At 64.0% G+C, this 19,089-nt stretch carries 20 protein-coding genes; 8 read left to right on the top strand and 12 right to left on the bottom strand.

Going from position 1 to position 19,089, the window contains the following annotated elements; translation table 11 throughout:
- Nucleotides 1–11: 11 nt before the first annotated feature.
- A complete protein-coding gene (locus V1283_RS19385; RefSeq protein ID WP_334388041.1) occupies nt 12–947 on the bottom strand; it encodes an SDR family oxidoreductase in 936 nt (311 codons plus the stop codon).
- An 82-nt stretch (nt 948–1,029) separates the two neighbouring features.
- Nucleotides 1,030–1,770 (bottom strand): SDR family oxidoreductase, encoded by a 741-nt coding sequence (locus V1283_RS19380; RefSeq protein WP_334388040.1) that lies wholly within the window; start codon nt 1,768–1,770, stop codon nt 1,030–1,032.
- Nucleotides 1,771–1,894: 124 nt separating this feature from the next.
- Here V1283_RS19380 and V1283_RS19375 point away from each other — a divergent pair, with 124 nt between their 5' ends.
- Complete coding sequence (locus tag V1283_RS19375; RefSeq protein ID WP_334388039.1) at nt 1,895–2,800, top strand: LysR family transcriptional regulator; 906 nt, start codon at nt 1,895–1,897, stop codon at nt 2,798–2,800.
- 27 nt (nt 2,801–2,827) lie between these two features.
- Here V1283_RS19375 and nadC read toward each other — a convergent pair whose 3' ends face one another.
- From nadC to V1283_RS19335, 8 genes are all read right to left on the bottom strand, one after another.
- The gene (gene nadC / locus V1283_RS19370) at nt 2,828–3,697 is read right to left on the bottom strand and encodes a carboxylating nicotinate-nucleotide diphosphorylase (protein WP_334388038.1); all 870 of its coding nucleotides are present in this window, start codon (nt 3,695–3,697) and stop codon (nt 2,828–2,830) included.
- Nucleotides 3,694–5,247: an L-aspartate oxidase gene (locus V1283_RS19365; protein WP_334388037.1), complete on the bottom strand. Its 1,554-nt coding sequence runs from the start codon at nt 5,245–5,247 to the stop codon at nt 3,694–3,696. The genes nadC and V1283_RS19365 overlap by 4 nt, the downstream gene beginning before the upstream one ends.
- Complete coding sequence (nadA, locus tag V1283_RS19360) at nt 5,244–6,230, bottom strand: quinolinate synthase NadA (protein ID WP_334388036.1); 987 nt, start codon at nt 6,228–6,230, stop codon at nt 5,244–5,246. Before nadA ends, V1283_RS19365 begins: the two co-directional genes overlap by 4 nt.
- A 54-nt stretch (nt 6,231–6,284) precedes the next feature.
- Complete coding sequence (locus V1283_RS19355) at nt 6,285–7,241, bottom strand: NUDIX hydrolase (protein WP_334388035.1); 957 nt, start codon at nt 7,239–7,241, stop codon at nt 6,285–6,287.
- Nucleotides 7,242–7,256: 15 nt separating this feature from the next.
- A complete protein-coding gene (locus V1283_RS19350; RefSeq protein WP_334393412.1) occupies nt 7,257–7,796 on the bottom strand; it encodes a hypothetical protein in 540 nt (179 codons plus the stop codon).
- 216 nt (nt 7,797–8,012) lie between these two features.
- On the bottom strand, nt 8,013–9,293 hold the full coding sequence (locus tag V1283_RS19345; RefSeq protein WP_334388034.1) for an O-acetylhomoserine aminocarboxypropyltransferase: 1,281 nt from the start codon (nt 9,291–9,293) through the stop codon (nt 8,013–8,015).
- 152 nt (nt 9,294–9,445) lie between these two features.
- Nucleotides 9,446–10,030, bottom strand: a complete 585-nt coding sequence (locus tag V1283_RS19340; protein ID WP_334388033.1) for a CoA-binding protein — start codon at nt 10,028–10,030, stop codon at nt 9,446–9,448.
- Nucleotides 10,031–10,149: 119 nt separating this feature from the next.
- Nucleotides 10,150–10,974, bottom strand: a complete 825-nt coding sequence (locus V1283_RS19335) for an enoyl-CoA hydratase (RefSeq protein ID WP_334388032.1) — start codon at nt 10,972–10,974, stop codon at nt 10,150–10,152.
- 86 nt (nt 10,975–11,060) lie between these two features.
- Here V1283_RS19335 and V1283_RS19330 point away from each other — a divergent pair, with 86 nt between their 5' ends.
- The 5 genes from V1283_RS19330 to V1283_RS19310 all read left to right on the top strand — a co-directional run bounded on the left by V1283_RS19330 (nt 11,061) and on the right by V1283_RS19310 (nt 14,390).
- Nucleotides 11,061–11,489 (top strand): PaaI family thioesterase, encoded by a 429-nt coding sequence (locus V1283_RS19330; RefSeq protein ID WP_334388031.1) that lies wholly within the window; start codon nt 11,061–11,063, stop codon nt 11,487–11,489.
- A gap of 154 nt (nt 11,490–11,643) precedes the next feature.
- Entirely contained in the window at nt 11,644–12,108 is a 465-nt protein-coding gene (gene rplM, locus V1283_RS19325) for a 50S ribosomal protein L13 (protein WP_057858836.1), read from the top strand.
- A gap of 1 nt (nt 12,109) precedes the next feature.
- Entirely contained in the window at nt 12,110–12,586 is a 477-nt protein-coding gene (gene rpsI / locus V1283_RS19320; protein ID WP_108513524.1) for a 30S ribosomal protein S9, read from the top strand.
- A 234-nt stretch (nt 12,587–12,820) separates the two neighbouring features.
- Nucleotides 12,821–14,035, top strand: a complete 1,215-nt coding sequence (locus V1283_RS19315; protein WP_334388029.1) for a GGDEF domain-containing protein — start codon at nt 12,821–12,823, stop codon at nt 14,033–14,035.
- 118 nt (nt 14,036–14,153) lie between these two features.
- Nucleotides 14,154–14,390, top strand: coding sequence for a hypothetical protein (locus V1283_RS19310; protein WP_334388028.1), 237 nt, complete (start codon nt 14,154–14,156; stop codon nt 14,388–14,390).
- Nucleotides 14,391–14,400: 10 nt separating this feature from the next.
- Here the strand turns inward: V1283_RS19310 and V1283_RS19305 are convergent, their stop codons facing one another.
- A complete protein-coding gene (locus V1283_RS19305; RefSeq protein WP_334388027.1) occupies nt 14,401–16,551 on the bottom strand; it encodes a carboxypeptidase regulatory-like domain-containing protein in 2,151 nt (716 codons plus the stop codon).
- 207 nt (nt 16,552–16,758) lie between these two features.
- Here V1283_RS19305 and V1283_RS19300 point away from each other — a divergent pair, with 207 nt between their 5' ends.
- A complete protein-coding gene (locus V1283_RS19300) occupies nt 16,759–17,061 on the top strand; it encodes an antibiotic biosynthesis monooxygenase family protein (protein WP_334388026.1) in 303 nt (100 codons plus the stop codon).
- A gap of 4 nt (nt 17,062–17,065) precedes the next feature.
- Here V1283_RS19300 and V1283_RS19295 read toward each other — a convergent pair whose 3' ends face one another.
- On the bottom strand, nt 17,066–18,184 hold the full coding sequence (locus V1283_RS19295; protein ID WP_334388025.1) for an AI-2E family transporter: 1,119 nt from the start codon (nt 18,182–18,184) through the stop codon (nt 17,066–17,068).
- Nucleotides 18,185–18,297: 113 nt separating this feature from the next.
- Between V1283_RS19295 and V1283_RS19290 the strand changes: the two genes are divergently transcribed.
- Nucleotides 18,298–19,026: a hypothetical protein gene (locus V1283_RS19290; RefSeq protein WP_334388024.1), complete on the top strand. Its 729-nt coding sequence runs from the start codon at nt 18,298–18,300 to the stop codon at nt 19,024–19,026.
- Nucleotides 19,027–19,089: the final 63 nt, after the last annotated feature.

The raw sequence follows: 19,089 nt of genomic DNA, 5'->3' as shown, positions 1-19,089 counted from the left end.
AGGCCATGTCCTCAGATGAGCTTTGCGGGGGTGAGCAGGTCGGCCAGGCCGACACGGTGCAGCATTTCGGCGCGCAGGCGGTCGAGCACGGTGAAGCCGACATCCGCGCCATCCTGCGTAGGATCGTAGTGAACGCGGAACGGCCGCTTGCCGAACGGCATGTTCACGATATCGACGATGGCCTCGGCCACGCCCGCAACATCGGCATCATCAGGCACGATGGCCGCGAACGCCTTTTGCACTTCCTCGCCGAAACCTCTGTAGGGACCCGCTTCATATTCGGCGAGGCGAGCCTCGTCGGCCGGACGGCCGGAATGTGCAAAGTGGTTGGTGCCTTTGGTGAAGGCGCCCGGCACCACGATCGAGGTTTCGATGCCCCAGCGCGACAGTTCACGGGCATATTGAACGGCGAGCGCATCCATCGCCGCCTTCGCGGCGAAGTAGGGCGAGAGGTAGGGCGGCGTGCCGCCGGCGGAGCTGCTGCTCGATACCCACACCAGCAGGCCCTGCTTCTGCTTGCGCATGTGCGGGAGCACCGCGCGGTTGACGCGCTGCGTGCCGAGAACGTTGACATCATATTGCTGGGCGAACTGCTCGGGCGTGAACGACTCGGCCGGGCCAAACATCATGTGTCCGGCGTTATGGACCACCACGTCGATGCGGCCGGTTTCCGCGATGACCTTCTCGGCGGCGGCATTGGCTGACGGTTCCGACTGCACGTCGAGTTCGATGGCGCGCAGATCGACGCCGTCACGTGCGGAGGTCGCGGCCATCTCGGCGGCATTCTTCGCGTTGCGCCCGGCGACGTCGCGCATCGAGGCGTAAACGGTATGGCCCGCCTTCGCGAGCGCCTCGGCGGCCAGGCGGCCGAAGCCGCTGGACGCGCCGGTGACGAGGACGACAGCCTTTTTGGAAGCGACAGCGTTGGCGGCATTTGCGTTGGACATGATACAATTCCTTTCTTTGGCGTCCGCGCTCAGGGCGGACGTTGCGATGAGACAAGGTTGACGAGAGTGTTGAGAGTGGTGATCAGATGATGCCGCCGTTGGCGCGCAGCACCTGACCGTTGATCCAGCCGCCGTCAGGCCCGGCGAGGAACGCGACCGTGTTGGCGACGTCTTCCGGCTGGCCGAGCCGCTCCAGCGGCGCCAGCTTGGTGAGGTGATCGATCACCTGCTGCGGCTTGCCGTCGAGAAACAGTTTCGTTGCGGTCGGTCCGGGGGCGACGGCGTTGACTGTGATGTTCCGCCCGCGCAGCTCCTTCGACATCACATGCGTCATCGCCTCGACGGCAGCCTTGGTCGCGGCATAGACGCCGTAGGTCGGGTGAAGCAGAGCCACCTGGCTCGACGACATGTTGATGATGCGACCGCCGTTGCGCAGCCGCTTCGATGCCTCGCGCAGGGTGTTGAAGGTGCCCTTCAGGTTGATCGCGACATGGCTGTCGAACAGCCTGTCGTCGCTCTCGGCAATCGAGGCCAGATGCATGATGCCAGCATTGTTCACCAGCACATCGACCCCGCCGAACGCCGCATCCGCCGCGTCGAACATGCGAGCGACCGCAGCCGGGTCGCTGACGTCGGCTTGCGCGGTGATGGCCCGGCCGCCGGCTTTCTCGATCTTGCCCGCCAACGCTTCGGCATCGCCCGCGCTGCCCGCGTAATTGATCACGACGGTAAAACCATCGGCGGCGAGCCGCTCGGCGATGGCTGCGCCGATGCCGCGTGAAGCGCCGGTGACGAGTGCGACTTTGTTGGTGGTGGTGTTCATTTTGATCTCCTTCATTTTCGAGCGCCCGGTATCGAGCTGATGGGAAGGAAGTACGCCGTGGACTTCGCCAGATAATCTGGGTAAAAACAGCAATACTGTTCGTGAATTCAGAACAATTGGACCCATGGACCGATTTAACGCCATGCGACTGTTCACGCGGGTGGTGGACCGCCGCAGCTTTACCCAGGCGGCGCACGACCTGGATATTCCGCGCTCCACCGCGACCCAGGTGATCCAGCAGATGGAGGACCGGCTCGGGGTACGGCTGCTCCAGCGCACGACGCGCACCGTGATGCCCACCCTCGATGGCGAGGCCTATTACCGGCGCTGTCTCGCCATTCTCGACGACATCGAGGATGCGGATGGCGCGTTCAGCGGCGCCGTTCCGAAGGGGACGCTCCGCGTCGAGGTGCAGGGAACGATTGCGCGGCACTTCCTCATGCCGGGCCTGCCGCAGTTCTTCGCAAATTATCCCGATATCGAAATCGCCATGAGCGAAAGCGACCGCTGGGTGGACGTAGTTCGCGAAGGCGTGGATTGCGTGCTGCGCTACGGCGCACTCCCGGACAGTGATCTCGTCGCGCGCACGGTCACCGCGCTCGAACGCATCACATGCGCCGCGCCTGCCTATCTCGAACGCTATGGCTGCCCGCAAACGCCGGATGATCTCGCAGGCCATCGCGCCGTTGGGCTGCGCTCCCTTACGTCAGGTGCGCTCGCGCCCTTCGAGTTCCTCCGGCCACAGGGCCTCATGCGCATGGACGTGTCGGCGCCATTCTCGGTGACGGGCACCGAAAGCTTTCTGGATGGCGTGCGCCTCGGCCTCGGGCTCGCGCAAATGCCGGTATTCCATGTGGAGCGCGACATCGCTGAAGGCCGCTTGCAGCGCATATTGCCGGAGCATCCAGTGCCGGCCGGCCCAGTCGCGGTGCTGTATCCGCGCAGCCGTCAGCTCTCACCGCGCGTGCGGGTGTTCATCGACTGGATCGTGCAGCGGTTTTCGCCTTCGATCGGAAACGAAAGAGGGTGAAGGCCAGGACCGGAGCAGCAGCCTCCATCAACTTTTGGCGGAGCTGAATTCCAGATAATCCAGCCCGATATCGAGCGCGGCGGAGCTGTGCGTCAGCCAGCCGGCCGAAATCAGGTCGACGCCGGTGGCGGCGATTGCCCTGGCGGTCTCGGCGGTGATGCGGCCGGAAGCTTCCGTGATCGCCCGGCCGCCGGTCATCGCCACCGCCTGCCGCAGTTGCTCAAGCGTCATGTTGTCGAGCAGCACGGCATCCACGCCGATCGCGAGAACCTGTTCAAGCTGGGCCAGCGTGTCGACCTCGATCTCGATGTTGACGAGATGGCCGGCGTGCGCTTTTGCGCGCTCGATCGCAGTTCTGACATCGCCGGCCAGCGCGATGTGGTTGTCCTTGATCAGAACGGCGTCATCGAGGCCAAAGCGGTGATTGCTGCCGCCGCCGGCGCGGACCGCGTATTTTTCCAGCGCGCGCAATCCGGGCGTGGTCTTGCGGGTGCAGACGATGCGCGCCTTGGTGCCTTGCGCGGCCGACACCAGCGAGGCCGTCGCGGTGGCGACGCCGCTGAGATGGCAGAGAAAGTTGAGTGCGGTCCGTTCGCCGGTCAACAGCCCGCGCGCCGGCCCTTCGATGGTCGCGATCACATCTCCCGGCGTGACGACGCTGCTATCAGATCGCTCGGCGGTGAGCCGGATGGCAGGATTGACGAGCTGAAAGGCACAGCGCGCGATGTCGAGCCCGGCCACCACGCCGGGCTGGCGCGCGCGCAGCGCCAGCGAGGTTTGCCGGTCCGCCGGCACGATCGCATCGGCCGTGATGTCGCCGGCGCGGCCTAAGTCTTCGAGCAGGGCGGTTCGCACCAGCGGCTCGTACATGAGGGGCAGAAGCGGCGTAAGCGTCACGGCTGGGCACTCCCGACGGACAGAGATCCGGTTTCAAAGACGTCGCGCGCGGTGTCGAGCGTCTCCGTCAGCGAGATGGTAGACGGCACCGCCGAGGGCAGGGCGTCCAGAAAATCGCTGCGGAAATGCCCGCCGCGGCTTTCCTCACGCCCCCAGGCGGCGACCGCGATCATCAGTCCCACTAGCGCGGGATCGGCTGCCGCACTGTCGCCGCTGGCGAGCGGATAGAGGCCGCGGATCGCGCGTTCGATGCCGTGGCGGTCCCGCAGCACGCCGAGGCCTTGCGACAACATCGGCCGCACGGCCGAAGGATCGGATGCGGGCGGCGGCGCATTGGCAGTGCGCGCTTTCAGCGGACCGCGGCTCGCGCCCTGGACGCTCTGCGCGACCCATTGCGCACAGACGATCGCTTCCATCAGCGAATTGCTGGCGAGCCGGTTGGCGCCATGCAGCCCGGTGCGGCTGACTTCGCCGCAGGCCCAGAGGCCGTTCACGGTGCTGCGGCCGTCGATGTCCACCGCTATCCCGCCCATGTGGTAGTGCACCGCCGGCCGGACCGGAATCGGATCGGTCGCGGGATCGATCCCGGCCATTTTGCAGAAGGCGGAAATGACGGGATAGCGTTTTGCAAATTCCGCGCCCGGATGTTTCCGCGCATCGAGGAAGACGCGATGTCCCTCCGCGCGGCGACGCCAGACTGCGCGCGCGACGATGTCGCGAGGCGCGAGTTCGGCACCGGGTTGGTCCGCCATGAAGCGCTGCCCGGTGTCGTCGATCAGGATCGCGCCATCGCCGCGCACGGCCTCGGTTACCAGCGGCATCGGGCGCGACGGCCCGTCGAAGGCGGTCGGGTGAAACTGGACGAATTCGAGATCGGAGAGTTTTGCGCCCGCGCGTGCCGCCAGCGCCAGCCCCTGGCCGAAGCAACCCCCAGGATTGGTGCTGTCCAAAAACAGGCCGCCGATTCCGCCGGTCGCGATCACGACGCGGCCGGTATCGATTATGAGCGGACCGCGCTCGTTCGCGGCGAGCACACCCTTGACGGCATTGTCCTCGACAATCAGGCTTCGCGCCTCGACGCCCTCCAGCAGCGTAATCGACGGGCAGCGGCGCACCGCTGCGATCAGCGCGCGCATGATCTCGCGCCCGGTACCGTCGCCGGTGGCGTGCACGATCCGGTTGCGGCCATGCGCGGCCTCCAGCCCAAGCCGCCAGCCGCCATCGGGCCGCCGGTCGAAGGCGACGCCAAGCCTTGCGAGATGCTCGACGGCCGCAGGCGCCGCGTGAACGATCCGGCGAGCGACGGCTTCGTCGCACAGGCCCGCGCCTGCGGCCAGCGTGTCAGCCAGATGCAGGGCAGGGTCATCGTCGCCGCCCATCGCCGCGGCAAGCCCGCCTTGTGCCCACAGGCTCGACGCCTCCGCGCCGAGCGGCGCCTTCGACAGCAGCACCACCGGCTCGGGCGCCAATTGAAGCGCCGTCATCAATCCGGCGGCACCGCCGCCGATGATGACGGGACGGTTGTTGAGCGCTGAAATCTCCGTGCTCATAGCGCCAGCATCCTTTCGACGGCACGCCGGGCAGACGCAGCGATGGCAGGATCGATCGTCACCTCGTGCTGGCCGGTTTCCAGCGCGTGGCGGATGTTCTTCAGCGTGATCCGTTTCATGTGCGGGCACAGATTGCAGGGGCGGATAAACTCGACGTCGGGGTGGAGCACGGCGACGTTGTCGCTCATCGAGCATTCCGTCAGCAGCACGACCCGGGGCGGGCGTTTTTGGCCGACGAAGTCCGACATCGCCGCCGTCGAGCCGGAGAAATCGGCTTCCGCGACCACTTCGGGCGGGCATTCCGGATGCGCCAGGATGGTCACGTCGGGGTGATTTTCGCGCAGTTGCCGGACGTCGGATGCCGTGAACAGCTCGTGCACCTCGCAATGGCCCTTCCATGCGATGATCCTCACATTCGTCTGCGCGGCGATGTTCTGCGCGAGATATTCATCGGGCAGCATGATCACGCGCTCGACGCCGAGCGACTCCACGACCTTGAGCGCATTGCCCGAGGTGCAGCAGATGTCGGACTCCGCCTTCACCGCCGACGAGGTGTTGACGTAGGTGACGACCGGGACGCCGGGATAGCGCTGCCGCATCAGCCGCACGTCCTGCGCCGTGATGGAGTCGGCAAGCGAACAGCCTGCCGCAAGATCCGGGATCAGCACGGTCTTTTCCGGATTCAACAGCTTGGCCGTCTCGGCCATGAAGTGCACGCCGGCCAGCACGATGATGTCGGCATCGACCTTGGTGGCTTCGCGCGCCAGCAGCAGGCTGTCGCCCACGATGTCGGCGACGCCGTGGAAGATCTCAGGCGTCTGGTAGTTGTGCGCGAGGACGACGGCGTTGCGGCTTCGCTTGAGTTCGAGGATGGCGTCGACGTCCTCGGCGAAGGCGGCCCATTCGGGCGGCGGGATGACCCGTTTGACTCGGTCGTAAAGCTTTGCGGAACGGGCGAGCGCGGTGGAGCTGAGGTTGGCCATTTATACTCTCCTTGAGTATATCTTGGCTTATACTTATCCTGAGCATAACCGATGTCAAGTGCGGGAAAGCGGGAGCTTGGTTCCGGCAATCGCCCGTTCCGCCAGCACGCCATGGCGGAACCGGAATAATTTGGCGGGGCGGCCGACGGTATCGGCGGCGATTGCGCCAGTTTCCTCAACGAGTTGCTGCTGCTCAATCAGGCGGCGAAAATTCTGCTTGTGCACCAGCCGGCCTGCAAGCGCCTCAACACTGCGTTGCAATTGCAGCAGGGTGAATTCCGCCGGCATCAGTTCGAACACCACGGGGCGATATTTGATCTTGGCGCGCAGCCGCGCGATCCCGGTCGCGAGAATGCGGCGGTGATCTCCACTCATCGGCCGGCCGGGAATGACCGCGGCGGCGCTTGCCCCGTCGCGCATGGCTTCCGGAATTAGCCCGGCCTCGTAGAGCAATTCGTAGCGCTGCAGCACCAGTTCCTCGTTCCATTCGCGCTCGTCGAGGCCAAATGTGATGGCGGCGCGCTGCCAGCGTTCGCGCTGCAGGCTGGCGGTATCTGCGGATTTCGACCACGCCCGCAGCCGCGACGCCAATGTCTTCGCGAGCGTCGCGGGAAGACCGGACCGTTGATCCTCCCAGGGGAAATAATCGTACCAGCCGGACCAATGCGCCTCAAAACCCTGGCCGACCTTGTCTTCGCGGGTCAGGCCCAGATAGCTGATCGAGATCGAGTGCGGTGATTTGGCATCTCCGCCGCGTCCGCGGTCGGCGAAAGTGTAGAGCTGCTCGACATAGCCGAGCGGATGGCCGGTCTGCGCCTCGACCCATGCCCGCAATCCCGTCTGCAGCGAACGGTGCGCAAATTCGAACGGGCCGCTCGGCAGCGCGCCGTCGTTTGCGATGGTCATGATCTTGGGCTCGCCGTCGGTCACGGCAACGAGGACGGCAACAAGGTCCGCCGTGGTCGCGTTGGCGGAGGTCTTGTCGCTGGTCCTTCGCGGTGCCCCTGCCACGTCGATGATCCGTTCCTAGCAATATCCGAACACGCCGCAGGCGTAGGGCAGGCGGTCCCAGTAAGGCGTATAGGGGCCGCCGTAATAGGGCCCGTCATAGCTGTAGGAATGGCTCGTACCGTAATAGCCGGGCAGCGTCGAGGAGCCCGGAAGCAGCGGCGTGCCGAAGAGGCGTGGCGCGTAGGGAGCCGGGTTAACCGGCGAAAATTGCAGGTCAACCCGTTCCTCGACCACCAGCGCGCGGCCACGGCGCACGTAGAGAGGGGCGGCGGGGGCAACCGTGGTCCGGTATTTATAGTGGGCGCGGGGCAGGCCCGGCGGCAACTGGCTGGCGGCTCGGACCGTGGCGCGCCTGGTTGCGGCGCGTTTCGCGGCGACGGGGCTGGTGGCCGACTTGACGGCGGGCGGCCTGTCCGCGGACTGGGCGGCGGCCGGGCTGTCGGCAGGCTTGGCTGCTGCGGGGCCGTCAGCGGTCTTGTTCGCGTCGGGGCCCTCGGCGGCAGCGGTTCCGATCGCGAAAATTGCGACCAGGAAGGGCGTCGTCCAGCGCAGCATCGTTTGCTCCGAATCATCAAGGGCAGCTCAGCGCCACTTTATGCCGGAATGAGCGTTAACGAGAGGCTTGTGAATTTTGCGCGTTCGCCGTCACGGCCGGGCTTGACCCGGCCATCCACGACTTCCTTCAGCGTTCCCAAGGACGTGGATGCCCGGGACGTCTAGCGCGAAGACGCGCTTCCCGGGTATGACGGTATTCGTTGGCGCGCGCAGCCATCACGCGCTCAGTGCCTGCTCCAGATCCGCGATCAGGTCTTCCTTGTCCTCGATGCCGATCGAGAGGCGTACGACGTCGGGCGCGGCGCCGGATTTTACCTTGGCGGCGTCGTCGAGCTGGCTGTGCGTGGTCGAGGCCGGGTGGATCACCAGCGAACGGGTGTCGCCGACATTGGCCAGATGCGAGAACAGTTTCAGGTTCGACACCAGATTGACACCGGCGTCGTAGCCGCCCCTCAGGCTGAAGGTGAACACCGCACCGGCGCCCTTCGGCGCGTATTTGCGCGCGAGCTTGTTGTACTTGTCGCTGGCGAGACCGGCATAGTTCACCGACGCCACCGCGGAATGGCCGGCAAGGAATTCCGCGATCGCCTTGGCATTTTCGCAATGCTTCTGCATGCGCAGCGGCAGCGTCTCGATGCCGGTCAGGATCATGAAGGCGTTGAACGGTGAGATCGCCGGCCCGAGGTCGCGCAGGCCCAGCACGCGGCAGGCGATCGCGAAGGCGAAATTGCCAAAGGTCTCCTGGATCCTGATGCCGTGATATTCCGGCCGCGGCTCGTTGAGCATCGGGTATTTGTTGTCCTTCGACCAGTCGAAGGTGCCGCCGTCGACGATGATGCCGCCGAGCGAATTGCCGTGGCCGCCGAGAAATTTCGTCAGCGAGTGCACGACGATGTCGGCGCCGTGATCGATCGGGCGGATCAGGTACGGCGTCGCCAGCGTGTTGTCGACGATCAGCGGCACGCCGGCCTTGCGGGCCACTTCCGCGATTACCTCGATGTCGGTGATGCTGCCGGCGGGGTTGGCGATCGATTCGATGAAGATCGCCTTGGTGCGCGGCGTCACCGCGCGCTCGAAACTGCCGATATCATCGGGATCGGCCCACGCCACGTTCCAGCCAAAACTCTTGAACGCATGCGTGAACTGGTTGATCGAGCCACCATAGAGCTTTCGCGCGGCGATGAATTCGTCGCCGGGCATCAACAGCTGCTGGAGCGCGACGACCTGCGCCGCGTGTCCCGAGGCGACTGCCAGCGCCGCGGTGCCGCCTTCCAGCGCCGCAATGCGCTCTTCCAGCACAGCGGTGGTCGGATTACCGATGCGGGTATAGATGTTGCCGAATGCCTGCAGCCCGAACAGCGAGGCGGCATGGTCGGCATCGTTGAACACAAAGGACGTGGTTTGATAGATCGGCGTCACCCGTGCGCCGGTGGTGGGATCGGGCTGCGCACCGGCATGCACGGCAAGGGTCGAAAATCCCGGGAGACGGTCGGTCATTCTATGCGTCCTGTTCTTTTGGCTTGTTTCAAAATGCGCGGCGATGCTGATCGCAGCCGCGTGCGCCGTCAAGTTGGGTGGATCACAAACTGGATTAGAAACGGGCGTACTTCTTCACGCCACCTTGTCGAAACAATTATTTCGCATTCAGGTTACGTCAATTCGTTTTTGTTCTTTGCCGCGCGATCCGATGCGGCGGTCGCGCCACCGCCGACGCTCGTCCGGTTCAGCGACAGCCGCATGCCCTGAGTCGGGACCGGCGCGCGCTTGGAGCTCAGCGTGCGCGAATTGACGCCCATCCATGAAATTTCCGATGACAGCCGTCCATACTCGATCTTCGGGCAGCGGTTCATCACGACCTTGAGGCCGGCGGCTTCGGCCTTCTCGGCGGCCGCGTCGTCGCGCGCGCCGAGCTGCATCCAGATCACCTTCGGCGGCGGCGACAATGTCAGGGCTTCGTCGACGACCGGCATGATGTGGCTGGAATTGCGGAAGATGTCGATCATGTCGACGGGACGGCCGATATCCGACAGCGAGGCGACGAAGGGTTTTCCGAGCAGGCTCTTGCCGACATGGCCGGGATTGACCGGGATCATGTCGTAACCGCGCTGCGCGAGATATTTGAACGCAAAATAGCTCGGCCGCACATTGACCGGCGAGGCACCGACCATCGCGATAGACTTCACGCCGTTGAGGATGCTGCGGATGTAATTGTCGTCGTAATTGTCGTGGTTCATTTGCTTTCCTCAAACCCTCATGGTGAGGAGCGCGGAACGCGCGTCTCGAACCATGAGGCCACGGGCGGGCCTGCATCCTTCGAGACGCCGCTTGCGCGGCTCCTCAGGATGAGGAGCAACTATTTATCCTGCCACTTCGGCTCGCGCTTCTCGATGAAGGCACCGATGCCTTCCTCGGCGTCGCGCGCCATCATGTTTTCGGTCATCACCTCGGCCGTATAGCGATAGGCGTCAGCGAGGCTCATTTCGGCCTGGCGATAGAACGCCTCCTTGCCGAGCTTGACGGTGTAGGCGGATTTGAGCGCGACCTTCTGCGCCAGCGCGATCGCCGCATCGCGCTCGGTGCCGGCGGCGACGACGCGGTTGACGAGGCCGATATTCTTTGCCGTTGCTGCCGAGATCGGCTCGCCCGTAAGCAGCATCTCCATCGCCTGTTTGCGCGGGATGTTGCGCGACAGCGCCACCATGGGCGTCGAACAGAACAGGCCGATATCGACGCCCGGGGTGGCGAAGCCTGCGGCCTCGGAGGCGACGGCAAGATCGCAGCTCGCCACGAGCTGGCAGCCGGCGGCGGTGGCAATGCCCTGCACGGCGGCGACCACCGGTTTCGGCAGATGCACGACCGCCAGCATCATCGCGCTGCAGGCGTTCATGATCTGCCCGAAATAGGCGCGGCCGCGATCGGCATCGGTGCGGCGTGCGGTCAGTTCCTTCATGTCGTGGCCTGCGGAGAAGGCCGGCCCATTGGCCGCGATGACGACGGCGCGGACGCTGTTGTCGTCATGGATTTGCTTCAGCGCGCCGTGCAGCTCGGCGATCAGGCCCTCCGACAGGCTGTTGCGCGCCGCCGGCCGGTTGAGGGTGAGCAGGCGGATGCTGCCGACATTTTCCTGCAGCAGGACCGGAGGTTGCGGTGCGGGTGCGCGAGCAGTCTGGGCGGGCATTTCCGAGGTTTCCACTCCGAGATTTTCAGTTGGGTTTTGATGACAACCTAATGTAACAGGCACCCTTAATCGAGGGCAGGGGCGGCATGGCGGCAGCGAAAATGAGCGTGGCTGAGCTGGAGAAGTTCCTTCGCGAGGAATTTCCACAAGCCTTCAGCGACGGCGACATCACCATCGAGAGCGCCGACGGCCAGACCTGCCTGCTGCGGCGGCGCTATGACGAGCGCATGCTGCGTCCGGGCGGCACGGTGTCGGGGCCGACGCTGATGGCGATGGCCGATTTCGCGATGTATGTGGTGCTGCTCTCGGCGATCGGGCCGGTGGGACTAGCGGTAACGACCAATCTCAACATCAATTTCCTGCGCAAGGGCGGGCCGGGACAGGACGTGTTGGCTGCTGCGAAGCTGTTGAAGCTCGGCAAGCGGCTGGCGGTCGGCGAGGTCAACCTGCTGTCGGGCTCGTCGCCCGATCCGATCGCCCATGTGACGGCGACCTATTCCATTCCAAATACATAGAGTTTTAGACGGTAATATTGCACCATATTTGTAAGTGATTGTTTTAGTTGGCGTAATTTCCAAACATTGGCGTTGACTGACAACAACCCATTCTCTAGAAACCCGCCAGTTCGGCGCATCTGGCGCCGATTTCCATTTTCACGGATTTCCTCACATGAAAACCTATTCGGCAAAGCCCGCCGAGGTGACGAAGAAGTGGGTCTTGATCGACGCCAAGGGTCTGGTGGTCGGCCGGCTCGCCACTTTGGTCGCCATGCGCCTGCGCGGCAAGCACCTCCCGACCTACACGCCCCATGTCGATTGCGGCGACAACGTCGTCATCATCAATGCAGCCCATGTCGTGCTGACCGGTCGCAAGCGCGACAACAAGGTCTACTACAAGCACACCGGCTTCATCGGCGGCATCAAGGAGCGCACCGCGAAGTCGATCCTCGAGGGTCGTTTCCCCGAGCGCGTGGTCGAGAAGGCCATCGAGCGCATGATCCCGCGCGGTCCGCTCGGCCGCGTTCAGATGGGCAATCTGCGCGTCTACCCCGGCGCCGAACATCCGCATGAAGCCCAGCAGCCCGAGAAGGTTGATATCGCTTCGATGAACCGCAAGAACATGAGGGCCGCATAAGATGTCGGATACCATGCAGTCTCTCGACCAGTTGGCGTCGCTGAAGACGGCCGCTCCGGAAGCGCCGAAATACGTCAAGAAGGTCGACAAATATGGCCGCGCCTATGCCACCGGCAAGCGCAAGGATGCGGTCGCCCGCGTCTGGATCAAGCCGGGCGCTGGCAAGATTGTGGTCAACACCCGCGAAGTCGAAGTCTATTTCGCCCGCCCCGTTCTGCGCATGCTGATCCAGCAGCCGCTGGTCGCCGCCGCGCGCGCCGGCCAGTACGACGTTATCTGCACGGTTGCCGGCGGCGGTCTGTCGGGCCAGGCGGGTGCCGTGCGTCACGGCATCTCCAAGGCTTTGACCAACTTCGAGCCGGATCTGCGCGGCGTTCTGAAGAAGGGCGGCTTCCTGACCCGCGACTCCCGCACCGTGGAGCGCAAGAAGTACGGCCGGGCGAAGGCGCGCAAGTCGTTCCAGTTCTCGAAGCGCTAATTGCTTCGCTAAAATTTGCATCGATTGCTGCATCCACGAACGAAAAAGGGCGCCCGATCGGGCGCCCTTTTGCTTACTATTTAGTGATGGGTTACCACGGATTTTCGTGAAAACTTGCTTACTTGCACAAACGAAATTGGAACACGACCTTCTTAGTGTCGACGATGCGATGGCGCGAAATTGCATTTCAGTATGCGCCGAACAAAGTTGCATCCCACGCGTTCGGGTGAGCCCATGTCGTTCGATACTTCCACGTTATATTTGTTTGCCACGATGGTCGCAGGCATGCTCGGGGCCATGCTCGTGATGTTCGGCAAGCAGGAAAACATTCCAGCCTTGAAGTGGTGGGGGACGGCCTATCTGCTTGGTGCATCGTCGGTGGCGATCTGGACCATCGGCGGCGTCTCGCTCGGCGAGCCGCTGTTGCTGGCGCTGCATGCGCTCGGCTTCGTCGCCTGCGGCATGGTCTGGAACGCCTCGCGCGTATTCCTCGGCCGCAAGCCCAATCTGCCGGGGCTGTTGTTTGGCGCGATCGTCTGGGTCGGCGCAGCGCTGGCTGTGCCGTTGAATCCGGCTACGCGGCTGATCGTCGGAGCGGCGATCGTCGCGATCTATGCGGGGCTGACGGCTTCCGAATTGTGGAGCGAGCGGCGGCGGACGATGCACAAGCGCTGGCCGACGATTGCCGTGCCCGTGATGCATGGTTGCGTGCTGGCGCTGCCGATCGTGCTCGGCAGTCTGCTGCGCCCGCATGACGAAACCTTCACCAGCAGCATCTGGGTGACGGCGTTCTCGATCGAACTGGTGCTGTATGCGATCGGCACGGTGTTCGTCATCTTCATGCTGGTGTCGGACCGCGCCGTGACGGTGCACAAGACCGCGGCTTCGGTCGATCCCTTGAGCGGAATGCTGAACCGCCGCGGTTTCACGGAAGCCTGCGACCGGGTGATCGAACGCGAGGCCGCCGCGGGGCGGCCGGTGACGGTGATGATTTTCGACATCGACCATTTCAAGAGCATCAACGACCGCTTCGGCCATCCGGCAGGCGACGAGATCCTCAAACTATTCTCCACCGTCGTGATCAGCAATTTGCGCATCAACGATCTGTCGGGGCGCATCGGCGGCGAGGAGTTCGCGGCGTTGCTGGCCTGTCCGCTGGAAGAGGGCGTGATCGTGGCCGAGCGCGTGCGCGAGGCGTTCGAAGCGTCCAATATCGCCTGCGAGGAAGGTCCGGTCGACACCACCGTCAGCATCGGCGTTGCCGGCGGTCCGGCGGGCACCGATCTCGACGTGTTGCTGGCGGCGGCCGATACCGCGCTCTATCAGGCCAAGCGCACGGGCCGCAATCGCGTCGAGGCCGCGGAAGAGCTGCCGCTGTCGCTGGAGAAATGGCGGCGCAAGACCGCCGGCCGCGCAGCTTCGCAACGCCAGGTGCCGGCCGCGACTTGAACGTCCTGCTCAAACAAGGCGATATCTCAGGCGAGTGATCCAACACTTTAGATCGTTCTCCGTGGTATGGCGCGCGCGGTAACCTCGCGTTTACCATTCCGTCCATATCATCTTCGCCATGAATTCCCCTCGCAGACCAAGCCCGCAGGCTGCCCTGACGTCGCTCGAAGCGGCAGAAGCCTCGGCTCGCGGCGGTTTTGGCTGCATGTTCTCGACCTCGGAAGAATTCGAGATGGCGCTCATCACCGAGCGTCGTGCGCAGGGGCGTTATGATCAGTGCAGAGCGCGCTGGCCTGCCATCCTGTTCGTCGGCTGTGCGCTGATGATCGCCGGCACGGTGCTGCTGTTCGGCTAGGTGTGATCCCTTACTTCGCCAACGGGTCCGGGCGTACCTGAATATGCACCGCCCGCGGCTTTGAGCCCTTGCCGCCTTCCATGAGCCAGGGTGTGCGATCACCGCTTGAACTCCACAGCCCGCGGCCTTTCCAGCCCGCGCCCGGATCGTCAATTCGCCCGTCGAGGCCCTTGGCAAAGAAGCCGAGCGGATAGGGGATGCGCAGCATCACCATCTGCCCGTCCTTGAAGGCGACGAAGCCGTCGTTGAGGTTGGCTGTGGAGATCGGAATGTTTTCGCCGAGGCCGACCGTGTTGTGGTGATCGACCCAGGTGTAGTAGCTCGCCTCGGCGCTCGAACTCTCGAACCCTTCGAAGCCGGGGCCCGGATATTTGAAGTAGGAGAAGCCCTCCGGGCAGTGGTTGCCGGTCGCGCTCGGGCCATTCGGCGGGTTCTTGCATTTGCTGCGATCGAAGCGGATCAGGCTGCCGTTCGAGCCCGAGCCCCAGAGGACGCCGTTCTTGTCGATGTCGCCGCCGCGAACGCCGATGCCTTCCTTCGGAATGGCATAAAACTCCGACAGTTTGGTCTTGGGATCGAAGCGCATGAAGCCGGGTTGGCCGACGAACACGTTGACGGTGTACCAGACCGAACCGTCGGTCGGATGCGGCATCACGGCGTAGGGGCCTGAGCCGGCGACCCGCATGTCCTTGTCGGCCTGCGCCGGCGCGCCCGGCTCGGTGTATTCGTCGACCTTGCCATTGCCGTTGGTATCGAGAACGAACGGCGCCCAGCCCTGCGCTTTGACAGCATCGCCGGTCTCGTCCCATAGCTTGGTGTTGACCCAGCCGGCGACGGGGCCGGTCCCCGAGACCCAAAGCGTATCGTCGGCGTCGTAGCCGAATTGCGGGTGATGGGTGCCGAAGCAGGTATCGATGAAGCTGTATTTCTGGGTTTTGGGATCGAACACCGTCACCTGCCGGCCCGAGCGTTCCAGCGGGAAGGCCTTGGCCGACGGATGATCCGACCCCTTGCGGCAGTAAACCGGATTTTCGATGCCGCGCACCGCCGCCGCCAGCCACACGCGGCCCTTCTTGTCGAACATGCTGTTGTGATTGTTGGCCCGCTGGCTCCAGATCTTCTCTTCACCCCAATAGGCCGATGGGCTGACCGGATTGAGCACGGCGGTGCCATGGAGCGGAGGACCGAACGATTCCGGCGCATTGGGGTCAGCAACCGGCATTTTCGAGAACGTCACCTTGTGCGTCTTGGGATCGAGGATCGGCATGTCGTCGGACGAGTATTCGTTGGCGCCAAACAGCGGGCCGTAGGCGTTGACAGTCGGATAGCGTCGGTCTGAGGAAATCAGATCGTGCACGAAATGCTTCTCGGTCGCCCATTCCCACGACGAGATGACGACGTTGCGTTCGATGCCTGCCGGCCGCGGCGGTTTGGACTTCGGCAACTCGCCCTTGGCGACCCGGTCGGTCCAGTCGCCGAAATATTTGAACGGCACGCCGCCGAGTTGGCCGGCGAGCCGATTTGTCATCCATTCCCCGGTCTGGCCTGAGGAGACGCGGCGCATCCAGGCTTCCTCGCCCGATTTGAATTCGCCGAACGCGCCCGGGATCGTGCGCGTGGATTCCTGGCCCAGCTGATGGCAGCCGATGCAGTCGACATTGTTCATCCGCTGACGCCAGATGTCCTGCGTGATCTCCTTCGGAATCTCGGTGCTGCCGCCGAAATCCTTTGCCGGCGGCATTTTCATCATCGTGTACCAGTAGATCGCCGAGTAATAATGAGCTGCCGCCGCCTCGTTCGGCGCCGGCACCGCCGTGAGATTGACCTGCTGGCCGGGCTTGGCGCGTAGCTTGGGTGAATCCACCAGCCCGTAGCCGCGCACCCAGATGGCGTAGTTCACGTTCGTTGGCAGGTCGGGGATCACGTAGCGTCCCCGATCGTCGGTAACGACGATCTTGGCGAATTTCGTCGGCAACTCGGTGGTCTCCGCGATCACCCAGACGCCGGCTTCCGGGCCGTTGGGTCCGGCTACCACGCCGCCGATGTCATCATTGTCGATTGCGACCGTCGCCGGCTGCTGCGCATGCAACGGTCCCGCCGTCACGCTGAGTACGCTCGCTGCAGCCAGGGTGAAAGAGAACAGGATCCGACCGAGATTCATCGTTTCTCTCCCGTGCCCATGAGCTTGTCGCTCGTTATTTGGTGCAATCCTACACCAAACCAGGGTTGAGGCGAGAGCATGTCGCTCGCGTAATTTCGTCATGCGTGATGCGCGTGCGTCGCAGCAACGGATGTGTGTTGCATCAGCCTTTTGCTTTTTGAACGGCTGGGCTAGACACGCCAATCCCCACGAGGAGGCGGACCCCAGATGATCACCGAAATCGCACAAATCGACGTCAAGCCCGGCACCGAGAAGGATTTCGAGGCTGCGGTTGCCAAGGCGCGTCCGCTGTTCCTGCGCGCCAAGGGCGGCAAGGGCTTTGAGCTGCACAAATCGATCGAGAAGCCGCAGCGCTACCGGCTGATGGCGCAGTGGGAAACGCTGGAAAACCACACGGTGGATTTCCGCGGCTCGGAAGATTTCACCGCCTGGCGCGCGCTGGTCGGGCAGTATTTTGCGGCACCCCCCGAGGTCGAACACACCGAGACGGTGCTGACCACGGTGGGCTGAATTTCTAAGCCATCGCTGCCGGCACCGCTTCCGTCTTGAAATGATCGATCATCACCTTGGCGATCGCCATCAGCGGCAGCGCGAGCGCCAGTCCCCAGATGCCGAACACGACGCCGAGCAGGATCTGGAAGGCAAACAGCGTGGCGGGTGGAATATCCAGCGCCTGGCGCTGGATGATCGGGGTCAGTACGTAGCTTTCCAGCGCGTGTACGCCAAGAAACAGGATGAAGGCGGAGAGGGCTGCGACCCACCCGGAGGCGAGGCTCGCCAGCACCACGATCAGGCCGCCGAGGATCGCGCCGACCGTCGGGATGAAGGCGAGCAGTCCTGCCTGGATGCCCAGGATGAACGAACTCTGGATGCCGATGATCGACAACCCGATCCAGGTCACCAGAAACACCGCGACCATGGTGATGATCTGCGCGATCAGCCAGCGTTCCAGCGTCTCGCCGATCCGATCGACGATCGCTGTGGCTCGCGCGCGGTGATTGACCGGCGCCATGAACAGCAGTCCGTCGCGGTAGACGCTTGGCTGGGTCGCAAAGGCTATCCCCAGAAATAGCACGATGAAGAAGTTTCCGACCGCGCTGGCGGTGCCCAGAATCAGTTTCAGGCTCTGGCTGAAGATGGCGCCGCCGCTGGCCGCGATCGTGCCGGCGCTCGGAAGCGTGTGGGGCGTCGCGCTGGAGGCCGCCGGCGCGGAATCGTCCGATGACGAAGACAGGCTGCCGAAATCGAAAAAGCCGGTGTCGATACCGTTCCTTTCCAGAAAGCCCTTGACGTTGACGAGTTGCGACTTGAGCGTGTTGCTCAACGCCGTCGTCTGCTGGGCGATCGTGGTGCCGCCGAGAAAGACAATGCCCGACAGCATGCCGGCGACCACGAGGCACACCACTGCGAGCCGCAGCGCATGGGGAAGCCGCACCACGCGCCCGAGCAGGTTGCTCATGGCGTTGAGGGCGACGCCGAGCAGGACGCCGGAAAATATCAGAAACAGCGTCGCGGCGAACTGCCAGGTGAACGCGAGCAGGGCGGTGAACAGCACGATTCCGATGCCGCCGACCGATATCGCCCACGCCAGATCGTTGCGAGCCTGAAGGCGATTGTCAGCGGGACCTGTCACGTTGATTCCTTCTCGCAGAATATCCAGCCAGTCTTTCGCCAAAACGCCGCCGGGATCAAGCGGGAGCGCACGCGCCGGTTTGACGCTGCCGCATCCGGCATGCCAAGCCGGACATGAATCTGATATTGCGGGCCGGTGAGGATGAGATGAATTTCAAATGGTTCGGCCCGCTTGCGCTGCTGGCAGCGCTGGTGATCGGCGACCAGATCAGAATCAACCGGCCTGCCCACAAATATCGCCTGACGGTCGAGGTCGAGACGCCGGAGGGACGCAAATCGGCCTCTGGCGTGATGGCCGTCCATCCCGATCGCAGCTACACCCGCCGCGGCCAGACCCGCACGTTGGGCGACGCAATTTTCGTCGATCTCGGGCAGGGCAAGAACCTCGTCGCGCTGCTGGCGCATGTCGACAAGAATCTTGTTCTTGATGACATGAACTACGTCGCCTTGCGGGCCTATCTGGCGGCGACCGGCAAGCGCGTGCCGTTCAGCGAGATGAGCCGGTTGACCGGCGTCGTGCTGGTGAAGGGTGAGCTGATCCCGGTCCTCGTGAGCTTTGCCGATCAGGCCATGCCCGGCACCGCGCGGGTCGTGCTGCCCGACGATGCTGAAGCGGTGCTCGGCAAGGGGTATCGCCTGCAGGGGATATCGGTCGAAGTGGTGCCGAACGGATACTGGCCGCTCGATTTCGGCGGCGCGCTGGGCGAGGCGGTGACGCGGGGAATCCAGGCGAAATTGCCGTGGCTGAACGGGGCGGACGATTCGGCTGCCACCGCGCTCCGGGCGGCCGGCTTGCCCGGGGCCGACGGTATCGACGCCCGGGAGGCTTTCACGCGAAAATAGCAGGGCAGCTCCGCTGCTGCTCTGCGGATGTTGATCCGCCGCCGGGCTGCAGGCATTATCTTC

It is taken from the genome of Bradyrhizobium sp. AZCC 2262 (assembly GCF_036924535.1).
Lineage (GTDB): Bacteria > Pseudomonadota > Alphaproteobacteria > Rhizobiales > Xanthobacteraceae > Bradyrhizobium.
This window is presented reverse-complemented; position numbering and strand designations above follow the sequence as displayed.

Excerpts from the sequence above, each read along its gene's own strand:
- V1283_RS19385 (WP_334388041.1), bottom strand. The coding sequence starts at position 947 with ATGTCCAACGCAAATGCCGCCAACGCTGTCGCTTCCAAAAAGGCTGTC.
- V1283_RS19380 (WP_334388040.1), bottom strand. The coding sequence starts at position 1,770 with ATGAACACCACCACCAACAAAGTCGCACTCGTCACCGGCGCTTCACGC.
- V1283_RS19375 (WP_334388039.1), top strand. The coding sequence starts at position 1,895 with ATGGACCGATTTAACGCCATGCGACTGTTCACGCGGGTGGTGGACCGC.
- V1283_RS19365 (WP_334388037.1), bottom strand. The coding sequence starts at position 5,247 with ATGAGCACGGAGATTTCAGCGCTCAACAACCGTCCCGTCATCATCGGC.
- nadA (WP_334388036.1), bottom strand. The coding sequence starts at position 6,230 with ATGGCCAACCTCAGCTCCACCGCGCTCGCCCGTTCCGCAAAGCTTTAC.
- V1283_RS19350 (WP_334393412.1), bottom strand. The coding sequence starts at position 7,796 with ATGCTGCGCTGGACGACGCCCTTCCTGGTCGCAATTTTCGCGATCGGA.
- V1283_RS19345 (WP_334388034.1), bottom strand. The coding sequence starts at position 9,293 with ATGACCGACCGTCTCCCGGGATTTTCGACCCTTGCCGTGCATGCCGGT.
- V1283_RS19340 (WP_334388033.1), bottom strand. The coding sequence starts at position 10,030 with ATGAACCACGACAATTACGACGACAATTACATCCGCAGCATCCTCAAC.
- V1283_RS19335 (WP_334388032.1), bottom strand. The coding sequence starts at position 10,974 with ATGCCCGCCCAGACTGCTCGCGCACCCGCACCGCAACCTCCGGTCCTG.
- V1283_RS19330 (WP_334388031.1), top strand. The coding sequence starts at position 11,061 with ATGGCGGCAGCGAAAATGAGCGTGGCTGAGCTGGAGAAGTTCCTTCGC.
- rplM (WP_057858836.1), top strand. The coding sequence starts at position 11,644 with ATGAAAACCTATTCGGCAAAGCCCGCCGAGGTGACGAAGAAGTGGGTC.
- rpsI (WP_108513524.1), top strand. The coding sequence starts at position 12,110 with ATGTCGGATACCATGCAGTCTCTCGACCAGTTGGCGTCGCTGAAGACG.
- V1283_RS19315 (WP_334388029.1), top strand. The coding sequence starts at position 12,821 with ATGTCGTTCGATACTTCCACGTTATATTTGTTTGCCACGATGGTCGCA.
- V1283_RS19310 (WP_334388028.1), top strand. The coding sequence starts at position 14,154 with ATGAATTCCCCTCGCAGACCAAGCCCGCAGGCTGCCCTGACGTCGCTC.
- V1283_RS19305 (WP_334388027.1), bottom strand. The coding sequence starts at position 16,551 with ATGAATCTCGGTCGGATCCTGTTCTCTTTCACCCTGGCTGCAGCGAGC.
- V1283_RS19300 (WP_334388026.1), top strand. The coding sequence starts at position 16,759 with ATGATCACCGAAATCGCACAAATCGACGTCAAGCCCGGCACCGAGAAG.
- V1283_RS19290 (WP_334388024.1), top strand. The coding sequence starts at position 18,298 with ATGAATCTGATATTGCGGGCCGGTGAGGATGAGATGAATTTCAAATGG.